The 15,576-nt window shown below is 65.4% G+C and carries 22 protein-coding genes; 14 read left to right on the forward strand and 8 right to left on the reverse strand.

Annotated features, from left to right (window positions below):
• Positions 1-29: 29 nt before the first annotated feature.
• Positions 30-680: a TetR/AcrR family transcriptional regulator gene (locus ACSU1G_RS11265; protein ID WP_439280038.1), complete on the forward strand. Its 651-nt coding sequence runs from the start codon at positions 30-32 to the stop codon at positions 678-680.
• Between the two features lie 23 nt (positions 681-703).
• Positions 704-1,273: a sugar O-acetyltransferase gene (locus ACSU1G_RS11270; RefSeq protein ID WP_439280039.1), complete on the forward strand. Its 570-nt coding sequence runs from the start codon at positions 704-706 to the stop codon at positions 1,271-1,273.
• Positions 1,274-1,297: 24 nt separating this feature from the next.
• Here ACSU1G_RS11270 and ACSU1G_RS11275 read toward each other — a convergent pair whose 3' ends face one another.
• Genes ACSU1G_RS11275 through ACSU1G_RS11285 form a run of 3 tightly spaced genes read right to left on the reverse strand, consistent with a single transcriptional unit; the run spans position 1,298 to position 3,161 of the window.
• The gene (locus ACSU1G_RS11275) at positions 1,298-2,017 is read right to left on the reverse strand and encodes a ribonuclease H family protein (protein WP_439280040.1); all 720 of its coding nucleotides are present in this window, start codon (positions 2,015-2,017) and stop codon (positions 1,298-1,300) included.
• Positions 2,018-2,062: 45 nt separating this feature from the next.
• Complete coding sequence (locus tag ACSU1G_RS11280; protein ID WP_439280041.1) at positions 2,063-2,251, reverse strand: hypothetical protein; 189 nt, start codon at positions 2,249-2,251, stop codon at positions 2,063-2,065.
• 7 nt (positions 2,252-2,258) lie between these two features.
• Positions 2,259-3,161 (reverse strand): VOC family protein, encoded by a 903-nt coding sequence (locus tag ACSU1G_RS11285; RefSeq protein WP_439280042.1) that lies wholly within the window; start codon positions 3,159-3,161, stop codon positions 2,259-2,261.
• A 111-nt stretch (positions 3,162-3,272) separates the two neighbouring features.
• Here ACSU1G_RS11285 and ACSU1G_RS11290 point away from each other — a divergent pair, with 111 nt between their 5' ends.
• Positions 3,273-4,334, forward strand: coding sequence for a mechanosensitive ion channel family protein (locus ACSU1G_RS11290; RefSeq protein ID WP_439280043.1), 1,062 nt, complete (start codon positions 3,273-3,275; stop codon positions 4,332-4,334).
• On the opposite strand, the gene ACSU1G_RS11295 is transcribed toward ACSU1G_RS11290, so the two are convergent.
• Together ACSU1G_RS11295 and ACSU1G_RS11300 are read right to left on the reverse strand one after the other, a co-directional pair.
• A complete protein-coding gene (locus ACSU1G_RS11295; protein ID WP_439280044.1) occupies positions 4,303-4,647 on the reverse strand; it encodes a protealysin inhibitor emfourin in 345 nt (114 codons plus the stop codon). The genes ACSU1G_RS11290 and ACSU1G_RS11295 overlap by 32 nt on opposite strands.
• Complete coding sequence (locus tag ACSU1G_RS11300; RefSeq protein ID WP_439280045.1) at positions 4,622-5,674, reverse strand: M4 family metallopeptidase; 1,053 nt, start codon at positions 5,672-5,674, stop codon at positions 4,622-4,624. Before ACSU1G_RS11300 ends, ACSU1G_RS11295 begins: the two co-directional genes overlap by 26 nt.
• A gap of 155 nt (positions 5,675-5,829) precedes the next feature.
• On the opposite strand from ACSU1G_RS11300, the gene ACSU1G_RS11305 reads away from it, so the two are divergent.
• The 10 genes from ACSU1G_RS11305 to ACSU1G_RS11350 all read left to right on the forward strand — a co-directional run bounded on the left by ACSU1G_RS11305 (position 5,830) and on the right by ACSU1G_RS11350 (position 11,459).
• Positions 5,830-6,276: an Asp23/Gls24 family envelope stress response protein gene (locus tag ACSU1G_RS11305; protein ID WP_439280046.1), complete on the forward strand. Its 447-nt coding sequence runs from the start codon at positions 5,830-5,832 to the stop codon at positions 6,274-6,276.
• Positions 6,273-6,464: a hypothetical protein gene (locus tag ACSU1G_RS11310; RefSeq protein ID WP_439280047.1), complete on the forward strand. Its 192-nt coding sequence runs from the start codon at positions 6,273-6,275 to the stop codon at positions 6,462-6,464. Before ACSU1G_RS11305 ends, ACSU1G_RS11310 begins: the two co-directional genes overlap by 4 nt.
• Positions 6,461-6,805, forward strand: coding sequence for a hypothetical protein (locus ACSU1G_RS11315; protein ID WP_439280048.1), 345 nt, complete (start codon positions 6,461-6,463; stop codon positions 6,803-6,805). Before ACSU1G_RS11310 ends, ACSU1G_RS11315 begins: the two co-directional genes overlap by 4 nt.
• Positions 6,805-7,368, forward strand: coding sequence for a hypothetical protein (locus tag ACSU1G_RS11320; RefSeq protein WP_439280049.1), 564 nt, complete (start codon positions 6,805-6,807; stop codon positions 7,366-7,368). The genes ACSU1G_RS11315 and ACSU1G_RS11320 overlap by 1 nt, the downstream gene beginning before the upstream one ends.
• On the forward strand, positions 7,365-7,979 hold the full coding sequence (locus ACSU1G_RS11325; protein ID WP_439280050.1) for a hypothetical protein: 615 nt from the start codon (positions 7,365-7,367) through the stop codon (positions 7,977-7,979). Before ACSU1G_RS11320 ends, ACSU1G_RS11325 begins: the two co-directional genes overlap by 4 nt.
• Before the next feature lie 64 nt (positions 7,980-8,043).
• Positions 8,044-8,310: a GlsB/YeaQ/YmgE family stress response membrane protein gene (locus ACSU1G_RS11330; protein ID WP_439280051.1), complete on the forward strand. Its 267-nt coding sequence runs from the start codon at positions 8,044-8,046 to the stop codon at positions 8,308-8,310.
• Between the two features lie 79 nt (positions 8,311-8,389).
• The gene (locus ACSU1G_RS11335) at positions 8,390-8,959 is read left to right on the forward strand and encodes an RNA polymerase sigma factor (RefSeq protein ID WP_439280052.1); all 570 of its coding nucleotides are present in this window, start codon (positions 8,390-8,392) and stop codon (positions 8,957-8,959) included.
• The gene (locus tag ACSU1G_RS11340) at positions 8,956-9,558 is read left to right on the forward strand and encodes a hypothetical protein (RefSeq protein WP_439280053.1); all 603 of its coding nucleotides are present in this window, start codon (positions 8,956-8,958) and stop codon (positions 9,556-9,558) included. The genes ACSU1G_RS11335 and ACSU1G_RS11340 overlap by 4 nt, the downstream gene beginning before the upstream one ends.
• Entirely contained in the window at positions 9,555-9,890 is a 336-nt protein-coding gene (locus ACSU1G_RS11345) for a hypothetical protein (RefSeq protein WP_439280054.1), read from the forward strand. The genes ACSU1G_RS11340 and ACSU1G_RS11345 overlap by 4 nt, the downstream gene beginning before the upstream one ends.
• 51 nt (positions 9,891-9,941) lie before the next feature.
• A complete protein-coding gene (locus ACSU1G_RS11350; RefSeq protein WP_439280055.1) occupies positions 9,942-11,459 on the forward strand; it encodes an SDR family NAD(P)-dependent oxidoreductase in 1,518 nt (505 codons plus the stop codon).
• A gap of 154 nt (positions 11,460-11,613) precedes the next feature.
• Here the strand turns inward: ACSU1G_RS11350 and ACSU1G_RS11355 are convergent, their stop codons facing one another.
• Positions 11,614-12,780: an epoxide hydrolase family protein gene (locus tag ACSU1G_RS11355; protein WP_439280056.1), complete on the reverse strand. Its 1,167-nt coding sequence runs from the start codon at positions 12,778-12,780 to the stop codon at positions 11,614-11,616.
• Positions 12,781-12,841: 61 nt separating this feature from the next.
• On the opposite strand from ACSU1G_RS11355, the gene ACSU1G_RS11360 reads away from it, so the two are divergent.
• Complete coding sequence (locus ACSU1G_RS11360) at positions 12,842-13,804, forward strand: helix-turn-helix transcriptional regulator (RefSeq protein ID WP_439280057.1); 963 nt, start codon at positions 12,842-12,844, stop codon at positions 13,802-13,804.
• Here the strand turns inward: ACSU1G_RS11360 and ACSU1G_RS11365 are convergent.
• Positions 13,796-14,872 (reverse strand): sensor histidine kinase, encoded by a 1,077-nt coding sequence (locus ACSU1G_RS11365; protein ID WP_439280058.1) that lies wholly within the window; start codon positions 14,870-14,872, stop codon positions 13,796-13,798. The genes ACSU1G_RS11360 and ACSU1G_RS11365 overlap by 9 nt on opposite strands.
• A gap of 10 nt (positions 14,873-14,882) precedes the next feature.
• On the reverse strand, positions 14,883-15,557 hold the full coding sequence (locus ACSU1G_RS11370) for a response regulator transcription factor (RefSeq protein ID WP_439280059.1): 675 nt from the start codon (positions 15,555-15,557) through the stop codon (positions 14,883-14,885).
• Positions 15,558-15,576: the final 19 nt, after the last annotated feature.

Below are 15,576 nucleotides of genomic sequence, written 5' to 3' on the forward strand. Positions count from 1 at the left end.
GTTCTGGATGCCGAGGGGAAAGAGAAGCGATGACAGGCAGCGTGACCGAACCGGTGGTGCGTAAACGCGACGCCGAGCGCACGCGCGCGGACCTGCTCGCGGTCGCCACAGAGGCCTTCGCGGAGTCAGGTTATGCCGGCACACGGGTCGACGAGATCGCCGAGCGCACGCAGACGACGAAGCGGATGATCTATTACTACTTCGGCGGCAAGGAGCAGCTCTATCTTGCGGTGCTCGAGAACGCGTACCGCGGCATCCGTGAGACCGAGCAGTCGATCCACGCCGGCAATCTTCCGCCGGTCGAAGCACTGCGCCAGATCGCTGAGCTCACCTACGATCATCACCGCAATCACACCGAGTTCATCCGGTTGGTCTCGATTGAGAACATTCATCGCGGCGAGTTCATCAAGCGACTCGACGGACTGCGCACCCTGAACCAGCCGGCGGTCGATGTGCTTGAGGTGGTGCTCGCTCGTGGACGCGAAGAAGGCACTGTGCGCTCGGATGTCGACGCCCTCGACGTGCACCTGCTGATCAGCTCGTACTGCTTCTTCCAGGTCGCCAACCAGCACACCTTCGGGTACCTGTTCGACCGCGACCTGCTCGCCGAGGAGCGCCGCGATCACCTCCGCTCGATGATCGGCGACGTGGTCGTGGCCTGGCTCACCACCGGAGTGTGAGTCTTCTCTGGTAGAGAGGGAACATGGAACTCATCGACCTTCTGCGCGAACTGGATGCCGGACGCACCATCGTGGGCGACTCACCGCTGCACGAAGTGATGCATCGGACGAGCCAGGAGGCGCTGCGCATCACCGGCGAGCTGAACGGCGGATATCACGAGCCGCAGCAGGTACGCAGCCTGCTGGCCGAGCTGTTCGCGAAGAGCGTCGATGAGACGGTCACACTGTTTCCGCCGTTCTCAACGGACTTCGGCAAGAACATCACCCTCGGCAAGCGAGTGTTCATCAACTCCGGATGCAAGTTCCAAGACCAGGGCGGCATCAGCATCGGCGATGACTGCCTCATCGGCCACAATGTCGTCATCGCCACGCTCAACCATGACCTGGCTCCGAGCCGCCGTACCGACCTGCATCCCGCCCCCGTCGTGATCGGGCGCAATGTCTGGATCGGGGCGAACGCGACGATTCTTCCTGGAGTGACGATCGGAGAAGACGCCGTGATCGGCGCGGCGTCGGTGGTCACCAAGGATGTTCCCGCGAGGGCAATCGTCGTCGGCTCGCCCGCCAGGTTCGTGCGCTCAGTCAGCGACTAAGCGGTTCCTGAGCCGTTCGAAAGCTCAGATCAACCGGCGCAGCGCGTCTTCCAGCGAGATTCCCTGGGCGTCGGCGCGGTCCCGCAGTCGCGCGTGCTCATCGGATGTGAGAACGACGCGCAGGTCGACGGGCGACGTCTCGAGCGGGCCGTCCAGACTGTCGAACAGGCTGGATGCCTCAGCCCATAGCGGGGCGGATGCCGATGGTGCTGCGGCAGCCGGTGCCGGGGCAGTTGCGGGGGCAGTCGCTGCGACGGGCGCTGCGGTACTGGCACGCGAACCCATCGCGAACCCGGGCCCACGCTTCGGCTCCTGCTTGGCTTGGTATGCCTTCGCCGCCGAATTCGCGCGCACATCGGCGGCCTCGTTGAGGTCGTGTCCCGCGTGGCCCTTGACCCACTCGAACTTCACGTTGCGACCCTGCATCGCCTCGTCCAGCGACTCCATGAGCTCGCGGTTCAGCACAGGAGCGCCATCTGCCTTGCGCCATCCGCGACGCTTCCAACCAGGCATCCATTTGGTGATGGAGTCGATCACGTACTTGCTGTCGCACATGATCAGCAGCGGCTCATCGGTGCCGGCCGTCGCGATTAGCAGTTCGAGGACCGCTTGCAACTCACCCTGATTGTTGGTGCCGTGCGGGGAGCCACCCGCCGCCCAGTTCGAATCGTCGATGTACCAGGCCCAGCCATTGGGGCCGGGGTTTCCCAGGGCGGAGCCGTCTGCCGCGGCGGTGATCGTCATCCTTCAACCGTAATGGGGATGACCGGTCGTCTACGCCCGCCGGAATCACTCGTCGGCGGGCTCCGGCGGCACGACCGGGAACGAGATCGAAGTGACGCCCGTTCCCAATCCGAGGCTGAGTGGGGAGACGTCTGACTCGGGCAGGGAGTCGACGGATCCCTCGCGCTCCAACGGTTCGCCAGGCAGCGCGGCCCAAGAGCTTTTCTCCGCTGGTTTTTGTGTGAACAGTCCCATGGATTCCTCAGAAGTCGGCGACGATGAGCTTCTTCATCTTCATCATCTTCTCGTACGCACCTGGCCGTGACATGAGTTCGCCCATGTTCTCCGGCACTATCTGCCAGCTGAGCCCGAACTGGTCGGCGAGCCAACCGCAGACTTCGGCTTCGGGCACGGTGGTCAGCGCATCCCAATACCTGTCGATCTCGGCCTGATCGGCGCAGCGCACTTCAAGTGAGACACCGCACGTGAAGGTGAAGTCCTGCTCGACGGCCGAATCCATCATCGAGAACCACTGCCCCGCCAGGCGGAACTCGCCGAACATCACACTGCCGGCATCCGCTGGGCCCGTCTTCTCCGGATAGTCGGCGACGAAGCCGACCGCGGCATCCGGGAACAGTGAAAAGTAGAACGTTGCCGCCTCACGTGCTCTGTTCTGCACGGGACCTGCGAACATCAGCTGCGGAATCAGGAACGGGCGCGGGTCGCCCTCGGGGCTCGTGAGCAGTAGCTGCCAGTTGACGCCGTAACGGTCCTGCACCCAGCCATAGCGGGGGCTGAACGGATATTCGTCGAGCTCCATGAGCACGGCGCCGCCGTCGGACAGCTTCGCCCAGGTCTGATCGAGTTGCGCCTGGGCTGCATCCCGGTCGTCATCGAACCGAAGCGGATCGAAGTTCAGCATGAACGACACCGAGCCGTTCGGCCGATACTCGTCACCCGCGTTGACCAGCGTCAGCAGATAGCCGTCGATCACGAGATCGACCGTCAGGGTCTTGCCCGCGAAATCTGCCTGCCAGTCGGGCACGTCGTCGGGGTATCGCGCGCCGATGGTGGCCGTGGCGCCGGGGAAAATGTCCATGTAGAACGCACCAGCTTCATCGGCGTTCCGGTCGAACCAGACGTTCGGAATGATCTTCTGCGACATGACAGCTCCCTGCTGCGGATGGTCCCTCTCGTGCGATTAAGCGTGCGCCGTCTGCATCGCGGATGCAAGGGGGTTGCGGCGCATCTGGGCACACCTGCCTAGGGTGGGGAGATGGCTCCCCTCACTACATTCGACATCGACTGGGCTTCGTGGCTGGGAACGCTCGTCGCCCTGCTCGTGGGAATCGCCGCCGTCGCAGCTCTCGTGATCACCGTGCGCTTCATCGCCAACCGTGTGCGCGGACGCTCCGCCTGGATCGGCGATCTGGAACGTCGCATCCGCGTGCCAGGCATGACGCTGGCGTTCCTCATCGCCGGATGGATCGCGTGTGCGGTGACCGCTCCGTCGACGCTCTCCTGGTGGGAGGTGCTGGACCGCATCTTGCTGATCTGCGTGGTGCTGGTCGGGGCCTGGCTGCTGTCGACCCTCGTCACGTTCGGCGTGGAACGACTCATGCAGTACGACAGCGCACGGGATGATTCCGGCCCAGAGGCGCGGCGTCGTCAGACTCAGCTCACCGTGCTGAACAGGCTTGTCATTGTGCTGATCTCGATCATCGCGATCGGTGTCGTGCTGTTCTCGTTCCCCGAGGTCAGGGCCATCGGCACCAGCATCCTGGCATCCGCGGGTGTCGTCAGCATCGTGGCCGGCCTGGCGGCGCAATCAACCCTGGGCAACCTCATCGCCGGTGTGCAAATCGCATTCACCAATGCGATCAGAGTCGGCGATGTCGTCGTTGTCGAAGGTGAATGGGGGCGCATCGGAGAGATCAACCTCTCGTACGTCGTCGTCTACATCTGGGACGAGCGCCGCCTCATTCTGCCCTGTACTTACTTCACCTCGCAGCCCGTCGAGAGTTGGACGCGCAAGTCGGACAAGATTCTCGGCACTGTCCTCATGGACCTCGACTGGCGAGTGCCAGTGGATGCTGTGCGCGAGAAGTTCATGGAGATCATTGAAGCGTCAGATGCCTGGGATCGGCGTTCCGCGAACGTGCTGGTCACGGGATCCGAGGGCGGGTACGTGACGGTCAGGTTCAAGATCTCGGCCGCGAACTCGGACGATCAGTGGGATCTACGCTGCCTCGTGCGCGAGAAGATCATCACCTGGTTGCAGCAGGAGCACCCAGAGGCTCTGCCCGTCACGCGCGTGACGCTGGAGAGTCCGGAGTAGCCGAAGCCTCGCGGACCGCATCAACCAGCCTGCGCCACGGACCGTCGAGCGCGGACTCCGGGAGCTCGCGTTCATGCCGCACATCGGGGGTATGGGCGCGGATGCTCCAGATATAACGGTCGGCACCGCGCTGCGTCGGACACGGCTCTTCCCACGGGCAGCGATCGATCAGCTCGACCCAGCGCGGCATCTCTTCGCGAGGCGGCTCGACCTGCCAATGACGCCGGATGCCAGCGATGCCACCGGTGCGGATGACGGCGATGAGGATGCGGGGGCCGTCGTCCGGCTCACTCTGCGGGGCTACGTCGCTCATCTTCCAACACTCCCACGCTCTTCCAGGCAGCGCGCACTGCTGCGGCGACTTCATCGTCGACAGCGGCGGCGAGTGTGGCATCCGCGAACTGGCGGAACGTCGCCGTGCTCGGCAGGCTTCCGGTCAGCGTTCGATACCAGGTGAGGCCCGCACGCTCCCAGGCGTTGCCGCCGAGCGTTGTTGCCGTGAGCGCGAAGGCGCGGTTCGGGATGCCGGAGTTGATGTGTACCCCGCCGTTGTCCTCCGTCGTCTGCACGAAGTCGCGCATGTGTGCGGGTTGGGGGTCCTTGCCGAGCTCGTCGTCGTCGTACGCCGTGCCCGGTTCGAGCATGGAGCGAAGTGCCTTGCCCTGCACCTCGTCGGTGAAGATGCCTGCGCCGATCAGCCAGGTCGCCTGGTCAGCGGTTTGACCCTCGGTGAACTGCTCGGTGAGCGCACCAAACACATCGGCGATCGATTCGTTCAGTGCGCCAGGCTGACCCTGATACTCCAGATTCGCCGTGTGCTGAATGACGCCGTGCGCGAGCTCGTGGCCGATGACCGAGATCGACCCCGTGAAGCCACGGAACACTTCGCCGTCGCCATCTCCGAAGACCATGCGCTGGCCATCCCAGAAGGCGTTGTCGTAGTCGGTTCCGTAGTGCACTGTCGCATCGAGTGGTGCTCCCGAACCATCGAGGGAGTTGCGACCGAACGCAGCGAGCAGCAGCTCGAACGTCGCGCCGAGACCGTCGAACGCCTCGTTCACCGAGGCGTCGTCGACGGGCGGCTCTTCCTCGCGACGCACCACGAGGCCGGGCAGCTTCTCGGTGTTCTGCGCGTCGCTGATCGTGCGGTTCGGAGCATCCGTCAGCTCGACGACGAGGTCACCGTGCTCATCGATCGAAAGGTTGATGCGGGCGCTGAACGGCGGGCGGCCGGCGAGCAGGGTCTGGCGCGCAGCATCCGCCGCCTTCGGGAATCGACCGGATTCCGCGAGGCGCGAGAGCAGGTATGCCGGGATGATGCCGCGTGCGCTGTGGTCCATACGGCGACGATACGCCGGGTGACGGACGTCTGGGGAAAGTGCGGACGCGGAAACTATTTTGTGACGTTCTGTGCCGCACGTGCGTCCTATCTATGACGCGGCTTCCGCGCACAGGCATCCACATCCGGATGCTGACACCGAACAAAGGACCGGAAATGGCGAACGTGACTGGTGGCACCCAGCCCAAGGCTCAGACTGTCGTGACGAACAACGTCGGCGCAGCATCGGGAAAGACGACCATCGATGACAGCGTGGTTGCGAAGATCGCGGGCATCGCTGCTCGTGATGCGGCCGGCGTGTACGCACTCGGCGGAGGTGCCGCCCGCATGGTCGGAGCGATCCGCGATGCGCTCAACACCACTGATCTCACTCAGGGCATCAGCGTGGAGGTTGGCGAGACACAGGTCGCCGTCGATGTGACCGTCGTCGCCGAGTACCCCGTTTCCTTGCAGAAGGTTGCAGATGACGTCCGCGCATCGATCTACCGCGCGATGGAAGATCTCGTCGGCATGGAGGTCACCGAGGTCAACGTGACGATCAACGACGTGCACATCCCCTCGGAAGATGAGGACGCTGCACCGCAGGAGACACGAGTCCAGTGAATGCCACTGTGAGCGGCGCCTTCGCGGCAGGTGCGCTTGCCATCATCTGGATCGTCCTTGGTTTCTGGGCGTTCGTGCTGGTGACCCTCGCTGCGCTCGTCGGCGCGGCCGTCGGTCGCATCCTGGAGGGACGCATCGACGTGCGCGCCCTGGCCGACGTCTTTCGCGGGCGGCGTTCATCGTCATGAGTGCCACGGACCGTTCCGATATCGCGGGCGAAGTCCTGCGGGGACGGACCACGCTCAGCGCTCGCGCTCTCCAGAATCTGGCCGTCGGGGTGGCGAAGGATGCCGCCAGCGTCGGACAGGGTGAGGTCGCGGTGACGCTGTCCGATGATGGTGGATCCCTCCGGGTATCCGTCGTCGTGCCGGCACTGATCACGACGCCGGCCATGTCGATCCCCGATCAGAGCGCCCGCGTGCGCGCAAGGATCATCGTGGGGATGCAGGAAGGCGCCGGCCGTCGGGTACGAGCAGTCGATGTCCGCTTCGCAGGAGTGCGACGCACAGCAGAAAGGAGAGTCGCATAATGGATCGCACCGCCGTTTATCGGCGACTCGTCCGCCGTGAGACGCACTCGTCACGCTCCGTGGCTGCCGTGTTCGTCGCCGCGGTCATCGCCGTGGCATTGTTCGTACTGCTCGGGCTCAGCGCCTGGGCTGCATTCGATGCCGGCTTCCGGGACGCTGCGACGACATGGATCACGGATACCGTGGCCGGCCTCGACGCCGAATCGACGTTGACTGTCGTCGGCATTGTGGCACTGATTCTCGCCGTCATGCTGTTCCTCATCGCGCTCACTCCCGGCCGTCGGGCTCGCCATGCGCGGGTGACGGATCGGATCGCTCTGGTCGTCGACGACGGCGTACTCGCGGATGCCGCAGCGGATGCCGTGACGCGGCAGTGCGCGCTCGCGCGGAACCAGGTGTCCACGACGATGACGCGTCGCGCGCTGACTGTTCGGGTCACGCCGACCAGCGGCCTCGGAGTCAACGGCGATCGTGTTAAGGCGGCGGCGCTCGCCGCGGTCTCCGGTGCGGGCTTCGACAAGGAAGCGAACGTCGACATCGCGCAGCGCGGAGTGATCGCATGACTTCCACGAACCGCACCCTCAATCGTGTTGTGCTCGTGTTGTGCGCGCTGCTGCTCACCGTGGCTGGCGCTGCGGCCCTTCTCTGGGCGTTCCGCCCGGGCTGGGCCGAAGAGTTTCTGACAGAGGCCGAACGGCTCATCGCCGGTGTTCTCGTCGGTGCCGCGGCATCCACGGTCACGATCTCAGGAGTCGGCGACGTTCCCATTGCCCTCATTGCGGCGCTCCTCGCCGCCCTCATACTGGCTGTCGCGCTCACCATCTTCGTGTTCGCTCGAGGACGTGGGGACGTCCGAGAGGTCTCGCGGATGGCAGCCTCCGACGGTCGAACGGACGTCGACCGCAACGTGGTCGACGTCGTTCTCACCGGCGCGCTGACCGCGCGCCCTGATGTGCTGTCCTCTCGCACCGGGGTCTACCTGGTCAGGGGCACACGAACCGTCCGGCTCGCCGTGACCGTCCGCCAGGGTGCGTCCCTCGGCGACGTGCTCGCCGCAGCCGAACGGGCGATCAAGGATTGGGATTCTCTGCTGGGGGGCGAGATCCCGATTCTGATCCACCTCACCGACCGCGGATGGCTGGACCGTTATCGCTCCGCCATCCGCGTTCGGTGAGTCAACCCTGGACGACATCCTCTTCTGAACACAGACTGAACACACAGCACGAAAGGCAACACTCATGAGTTTTCTCGGATTCCTTCTTCTCGGCCTGATCGCCGGAGCGATCGCCAAGCTCCTCCTCCCCGGTAAGCAGGCAGGCGGCTGGTTCATCACCCTGATCCTCGGCGTCGTCGGCGCGATCCTCGGCGGCTGGATCGGAAGCGCGATCTTCGGAGTCGGCGTCGATGCCTTCTTCTCGTTGAGCAGCTGGTTGCTGGCGATCGGCGGATCGGTGATCGTGCTGCTCATTTACGGTGCAATCGCCGGACGGCGCACGACCAAGTGACACGACCATCTCTTGTCCGCCCCGGCCCCCGCATTCTGCGGACGGCCGGGGCGGTTGTGCGTGGAGGGAAGCGCCGCGAATGACAGACGAAGAACAGCGGAGTGCTCGGCTCGCGGCCGCGGATGATCGTATCGTCGCCGGCCGCGCGATCGACGGTGATATTGCGGCCTTCGAGGTGCTGGTGCGTCGATATTCGCCCATGATGCGGGCATACGCCCGACGGGTGATGAGTTCCAACGCAGACGTCGATGACGTCGTGCAGGAAGCATTCGTCATCGCCTGGCAGCGGCTCTCAGAGCTTGAGGATCCGGCGGCGGTGAAGAGCTGGCTCATGCGGATCGTAGGTCGCAAGGCAATGGACCGCGTGCGATCAAGGCGTCCGCAGATCGACATCGATGAGATCGATCACCCGGCAGCCGTCGATGCGACGCCTGATCGCACGGCGGAGCATCGTGCAGGTGTGGAAGCGCTGAGTAAGGCACTGGGGGAGCTGCCCGATGGGCAGCGGCAGAGCTGGGTTCTGCGCGAAATCGGTGGGCTCACCTATGAGGAGCTGTCTGCTGAGCTGGGGATGCCCGTGACCACCGTGCGCGGGCTGCTCGCTCGCGCTCGAAAGCACATTATTGTGCGGATGGAGGAATGGCGATGACCGAAGAAGGCAGACTGCCGCTCGGGCTCGACCCCGGAGACCTGGGTGGACACACCATCGAGGAACTCACCGACTACCTTGATGCCGGCCGTACCCCGGCCGATCCGTCGATCGACGACTCTTCCGGCTGCGCCCTCGCACTTGAGGCATTGGCGCGACTGCGCGCACTCACGCCGGAACTGATGGCGCGGGATGCGGCGGCCGAGCCAGAGCCAGAGCCCGGCTGGATTCAGTCGATCCTCAGCGGAATCATGCTGGACGCTCGCTCCGGTCGGCGTATCCCGCTCGCGGATGCTGACGAAGCATCCGACCTCGCCATCACCGAGGGTGCGGTGCGCGGACTCATCCGCGCGGCCGAGAACGTCTTCCCCGGCATCCTCATCGGCCGCTGCCGACTCAACGGCGACGTGACCGAGCGGGATGCTCCGATCGGTGTCGAAGTCGACGTGAGCGTGCCGTTCGGCGAGCCGATCGTGCAACTGGCAGACCGGCTGCGATCCGAGATATTTGCCCGCCTGCGCGCACACACACGTTTGGCCGTCACAGGGATCGACATCACGGTGCACGACATCTCGACCTGGACGGAGGGAGACCGATGACCGAGCTCGTTCCGGATATCGAAGTTCTTGTTCTGGCGACGCCAGGCGTCCTTGCGCTCTATCGCACCGGCTCCGTGGTGACGAATCTGATCAGCGCGGCAGTCGAGCAGCTGGGAACGTCTGAGGATGCCGCGTCGCGGGTGGTCGTGACGCGCCGTGGAGATGTCGCGGAGGTGGATATAGCGATCGGGATCGAGTCGGCAGCAGGTGCTGTCGAGACCGCGCAGGCAGTGCATGAGCGGGTGCAAGCGCTGCTTCTGTCTCGAGGTGAGCAGGGGGCATTCGTGCGGATCACGGTTGCGCACGTCGCCGACGGGAGGCCGCTGGCGTAGCGACGGCCCGTCGGGAGCACTCTCCCAGCGCTCTGGCGTAAAATCAGCCCAATGACCGATGTGCCTGCAGCCGACACCTCTGACTTCGGCGACGGGCTTGACCCCGCTGATCTCGAGACCACGCTGCGCGTGCTCGCCTCGATGGATCAGATCGACGAAGAGCATCCCGACTATGTCGCCGTCCGCCGCGCGACTGCCGCGATGTTCAAAGCCGTCAAACGCGTGCGCCGCAAGGAGATTCGCGACGCGATCGCCGAGGCAGACAAGGCCGTGGTTGCGAACACCGCCACTGGGGCGCCAGACCGCATCGATGACGAGACCCGCGGGAACGATCTGCAGACGTCGACGGATGCTCCGATCGCAGGCGAGCTGCTCAAGCCGCGCAACTGCTACATCTGCAAGCAGCCGTACACGCTCGTCGACGCGTTCTATCACCAGCTCTGCCCCGAGTGCGCGCGCTTCAGCCACGGCAAGCGCAATGCCCGTACCGACCTCACCGGCAAGCGCGCACTACTCACCGGGGGACGCGCGAAGATCGGCATGCACATCGCGCTGCGGCTGCTCCGTGACGGCGCGCACCTCACGATCACGACGCGCTTCCCGCGCGATGCCGTTCGCCGGTTCTCTTCGCTGCCCGACTCAGCGGACTGGCTGCACCGATTCCGCGTCGTCGGCATCGATCTGCGCGACCCCGCTCAGGTGATCGCGCTCGCAGATTCTGTGGCGGCGCAGGGGCCGCTCGACATCCTCATCAACAATGCCGCGCAGACTGTGCGGCGCTCGCCGGGTGCGTACTCGTTGCTGGCGGATGCCGAGATGCAGCCGCTTCCGGATGGTCCGCTGCCCGAGATGGAGACATTCGGGCACACCGCGGACCCGCACCCGCAGGCGCTGCAGGCATCTGTTGCGGCGAACCCGCTGCTGTCGGTGGCAGCCCTCGGCGGCACGGTCGCCGAGCAGGGTGGGCAAGCGTTGACCGCCGAGGACCTCGCTCGCCTCGCGATGGCCCCCGGGTCGTCGTCGCTGGCGAAGCACGCCGACGGCTCGGCGATCGACGCCGGTGGCCTCGTGCCCGACATCGCGCACGTCAACAGTTGGGTGCAGAACGTCGAGCATGTCGACCCGCTCGAGATGCTCGAGGTTCAGCTCGCGAACACCACCGCGCCGTTCCTGCTGATCAGCCGGCTGCGCGCGTCGATGGCTTCTTCTTCTGCGGACCGGAAGTACGTGGTGAACGTCTCAGCGATGGAGGGGCAGTTCTCCCGCCGCTACAAGGGCCCGGGGCATCCGCACACCAACATGGCCAAGGCCGCTCTCAACATGCTCACGCGCACCAGCGCAGGGGAGATGCTCGAGACCGATGGCATCCTGATGACCGCGGTCGACACGGGCTGGATCACCGATGAGCGCCCGCACGCCACGAAGGTGCGCCTTGCGGAGGAGGGCTTCCACGCGCCGCTCGACCTCGTCGATGGCGCGGCGCGGGTGTATGACCCGATCGTGCAGGGTGAGCTCGGCGTCGATGTGCACGGAGTGTTCCTGAAGGATTACAAGCCGAACCCCTGGTGAGTTCGCGGGCGTTGCGCCGGCCGGGTGTTGCGCCGGCTGGGTGTTGCGCCGACTGAGTGTTGCGCCGACCGGAGCCCGTTACACTTGACGGACTTTTCGGCCGGAAAACTCCGACGTCCGTAACAGGCTCCGACTGGCGTCACACCAGCGGTCCTCAGCGCAGCGACCCGAAGAACTCCCGTAGGTCGGTCAGCAGAATCTCGGGCTCCTCGAGGGCAGCGAAGTGCCCGCCCCGGCCGTCGACATCCGTCCAGCGAACGATGTTGTTCGCCTTCTCCTCCGCGAAGCGCAGCCCCACGTCGTGTGCGAACACGATCACGGCGGTGGGCACGCCCGAGCTCTCCGGCACTGCACCCCACCCGGCATCCTGGGCATAGCCGACGTACGCCGCGGTGCCGCCAGTCGCCGTGAACCAGTACAGCGAAGCGTTGTCGAACAGGAACTGCGCGCCCACGATATCGGCGACCGGAGCGTTGGCGGGATGCGTCCATTCCTGCAGCTTGTCGAGGATCCACGCGAACTGGGCGACGGGGCTGTCCGCGGTCATCGCACCGATCAGGGCGGGCCTGGTCGACTGAATCGCGATGTACCCGAACTCCTTCTTCATGAATTCGCCGACCCTGCGCAGGCGATCCTGCTCGAGGGGTGTGAGCGAAGCCGCAGTCTTGTCGTCGATCTGTCCGACGAAAGTGCCGAGTGATCCGTTCGCATGGATGCCGATCACCCGGTCGGGAGCGAGGCGGCCCATCTCCGGCGCGACACCGGCACCCATGTCACCGCCCTGCACGGCGAAGCGTTCGTAGCCGAGCCTAGTCATCAGCTCGAGCATGACGACGGCGATGTCGCTGCGCTTCCAGTCCTTGCCGACCAGCGGCATCGAGAACCCGAATCCCGGATGCGAGGGGACCACCACGTCGAAGGCATCGGATGCTTCGCCACCATGTGCGACGGGGTCGGTGAGAGGTCCGATCAGCGACTCGAATTCGAGGAAGGATCCCGGCCAGCCGTGCATCAGCAACAGTGGGGTCGCATCCGGGTGTGGGGAGCGCACGTGCACCGCGTGAATGTTCTGACCGTCGATGTTCGTGATGATCTGCGGCAGGGCGTTCAGTCGCTCTTCGGTCGCGCGCCAGTCGTGATCGGCCCAGTGCGCGATGAGCTCCTGCAGCTCGGACGAGGGGATGCCGGTGCTGCGGTCATCGACCGGGAGCGGCTGCTCGAACCGCGCGTTCTTCAGTCGTGAGCGGAGGTCGTCGATGGCGGCATCCGCGATCTCGATGCGGAAGGACTGGATGCGAGCGTCGGTCTGGTTCGTGTTCATGTCTTCACTCTCTCGCTCAAAACGGTCACAATACGTCCTGATAAGGAATGAGGATGGGAACATGACTCGGACCACCGGCCGCACCCTCGCTCTTCTCGCTCTGCTGCAGGTGCGCAGGGACTGGAGCGGCGCCGAACTGCGTGAGCGACTTGAGGTGAGCGATCGCACGCTGCGGCGTGACATCGACGATCTGCGCGAGCTCGGTTACGGCGTTGAAGCCACGCGCGGCCGGCACGGCGGGTACCGACTCGGCGCCGGCGCAGAAGTCCCGCCCCTCACTCTCGCCCCCGATGAAGCTGTGGCGATCGCCGTCGGACTGCGGATCGCAGCGGGCAGCGTGGTGACGGGAATCGAGGATGCGTCGGCGCGGGCTCTCGCGAAGCTGGAACAGTCGCTGTCGCCGGCGACCCGTCAGCAGATCAGCGAGGTAGAGCAGGCAATGGTGCCGCTGGCGGGCGGACGGCAGAACGTCGACCTGTCCGTGGTGACGGTCGTCGCGGCGGCGATTGCCGGACGGTTGCCGTTGCGCATCGACTACACGCGTCATGACGGCACCGAGGTGCAGCGGATCATCGAGCCGCATCGGATCGTGCATACCGCCGAGCGCTGGTATCTCGTCGCCTGGGTTCCCGAGCATGAGGCGTGGCGCACGCTGCGGGTGGATCGCATTCGTCGCCCCGTCGCGCTGCGCGAGGAGTTCCCGCGGCGCGACATCCCTGACGCGGCGCTGCAGGAATTCACGACGCGGAGCATCACGACGGCGCCGTATCCTTATCGCGCGAGACTGCGAATGCACGCGTCGGCTGAGGTCGTATCGCAGCACTTCGACGCAACGGTCGCTGAGGTCGTCGAGGAGGGTGACGGGGCCAGCATCCTCACCGCCGGATCCCAGTCGCCGGAGGAATTCGCGCTCTATGTGGGGATGAGCGGAATCGAGTTCGAGGTGCTCGAGGGGGAAGAAGTACGGCGGGCGCTGGGGGAGATCGGGGCGCGGCTGCTGCGGGGCCAGGCGGCGTCACTCTGAGGGTGTCGACGGCAGGCGCACCGTGACGACGAGTCCGCCGCCCCTTCGTGACTCCAACTCCAGCGTTCCGCCGTGGGCGCGGCTGATTCCCTCGGCGATCGCGAGGCCGAGGCCAGTGCCCACATGGGCCGCGTCCGTGTTGCGAGACCTGGCGGCGCCGCGTTGGAATGGCTCGCGCAGTATCGCGAGGAGGCCTGCGGGGATGACCTCACCGGTGTTCTCGATGATCACGACGGCTCCCGCGGGGCCCGACTCGGTGTGCACGTCGATCCAGCCGTCGGCCGTGAGGTTGTGCACAATCGCGTTGTGGACCAGATTCACGATGAGCTGCTCAAAGAGCGTCGGCGATCCGCTGGTGACGGCCGTCGTGCCCCTGATGCTGATCGTGACGCCCCGCCGGTCGGCGAGCGGATGCAAGGTCTCAACGGCCTCTTCCGCCAGGAGAGACAGGTCCACACTCCGGCGCTCGAAGGTACCGCCATCGGCGCGTGCCAGCAGCAGAAGCGCGTCTGTCAGCGCGATCGCCCGCGCATTGACATCCTGCAGTCGGTCGATGAGCACATCGACGTCGCGGTCGGGATCGTCGCGTGCCACCTCGAGCATCGTCTGCGAGATCGCCAGCGGCGTGCGCAGTTCGTGTGAGGCGTTGGCGGCGAAGCGCCGCTGTTCCTCGACGTGCGCTTCGAGCCTGGCCAGCATCGTGTCGAAGACGTCGGCGAGATCGCGGAACTCGTCCTTCGGCCCGGCCATGTCGACGCGATGCGAGAGCGATCCCTCGGCAGCCAGACGCGCAGCGGCGTTGAGGCGGGTCAGTGGCGCCAGCATCCGTCCGGCCAGGAACCATCCGCCGACCAGACCAAGCGCGAGAAGGAAGAGGAGTGCGGCGGCGGCGGGCGGGGTGAACGCGCGAAGCAGGTCGGTGCGATTGGGGATAAACGGTCCAGGCCCGGTGAATTGCCCATCCGGCACATGGCGCAGCAGGAAGACGCCGACGATAGCCATCAGCAGCACACCCGCGATCATGAGGAAGCCGGCGTAGCTCAACGTGAGCTTCAGCCGAGCGCTCATGCCCGGTCGCCTAGGCAACATCCACGTCCGCATCGATCCGGTATCCCGCGCCAGGTACGGTGCGGATCAGCCACGGTTCACCCAGCCGCTTGCGCAGTGATGACACGGTGATGCGAACGGCGTTCGTGAATGGATCCGCGTTCTCATCCCATGCGCGCTCCAGCAGCTCCTCCGCGCTGACCACCCCGCCGGCCGCGCTGATGAGCACCTCCAGTACGGCGAACTGCTTTCTCGTGAGAGCCACGTATTGGCCGTCGCGATAAACCTCTCGGCGGAACGCATCGAGTCTGAGCCCCGCCATCTCCTGCACTGGGGGACGGGCATGGGCGCGGCGACGATCCAAGGCGCGTAGACGCAGTACGAGCTCTCGCAGTTCGAAAGGCTTGGTGAGGTAGTCATCCGCGCCGAGCTCGAAGCCGGAGGCTTTGTCATCGAGACGGTCAGCAGCGGTGAGCATGAGGATCGGGATGCCGCTCCCGGAAGCGACGATCTCGCGCGCGATCTCGTCGCCTGAAGGCCCAGGTACGTCGCGATCGAGCACGGCGATGTCGTAGGAGTTGATGCTCAGCAACTCAAGAGCAGTGTCGCCGTCGCCGGCAATATCGGAGGCGATCGCCTCAAGGCGGAGTCCATCGCGGATCGCCTCGGCGAGGTAGGGCTCGTCCTCCACGATCAGCACACGCATGGCTGAATCCTACGCATCG

The sequence above is a fragment of the Microbacterium sp. A93 genome (genome assembly GCF_051842835.1).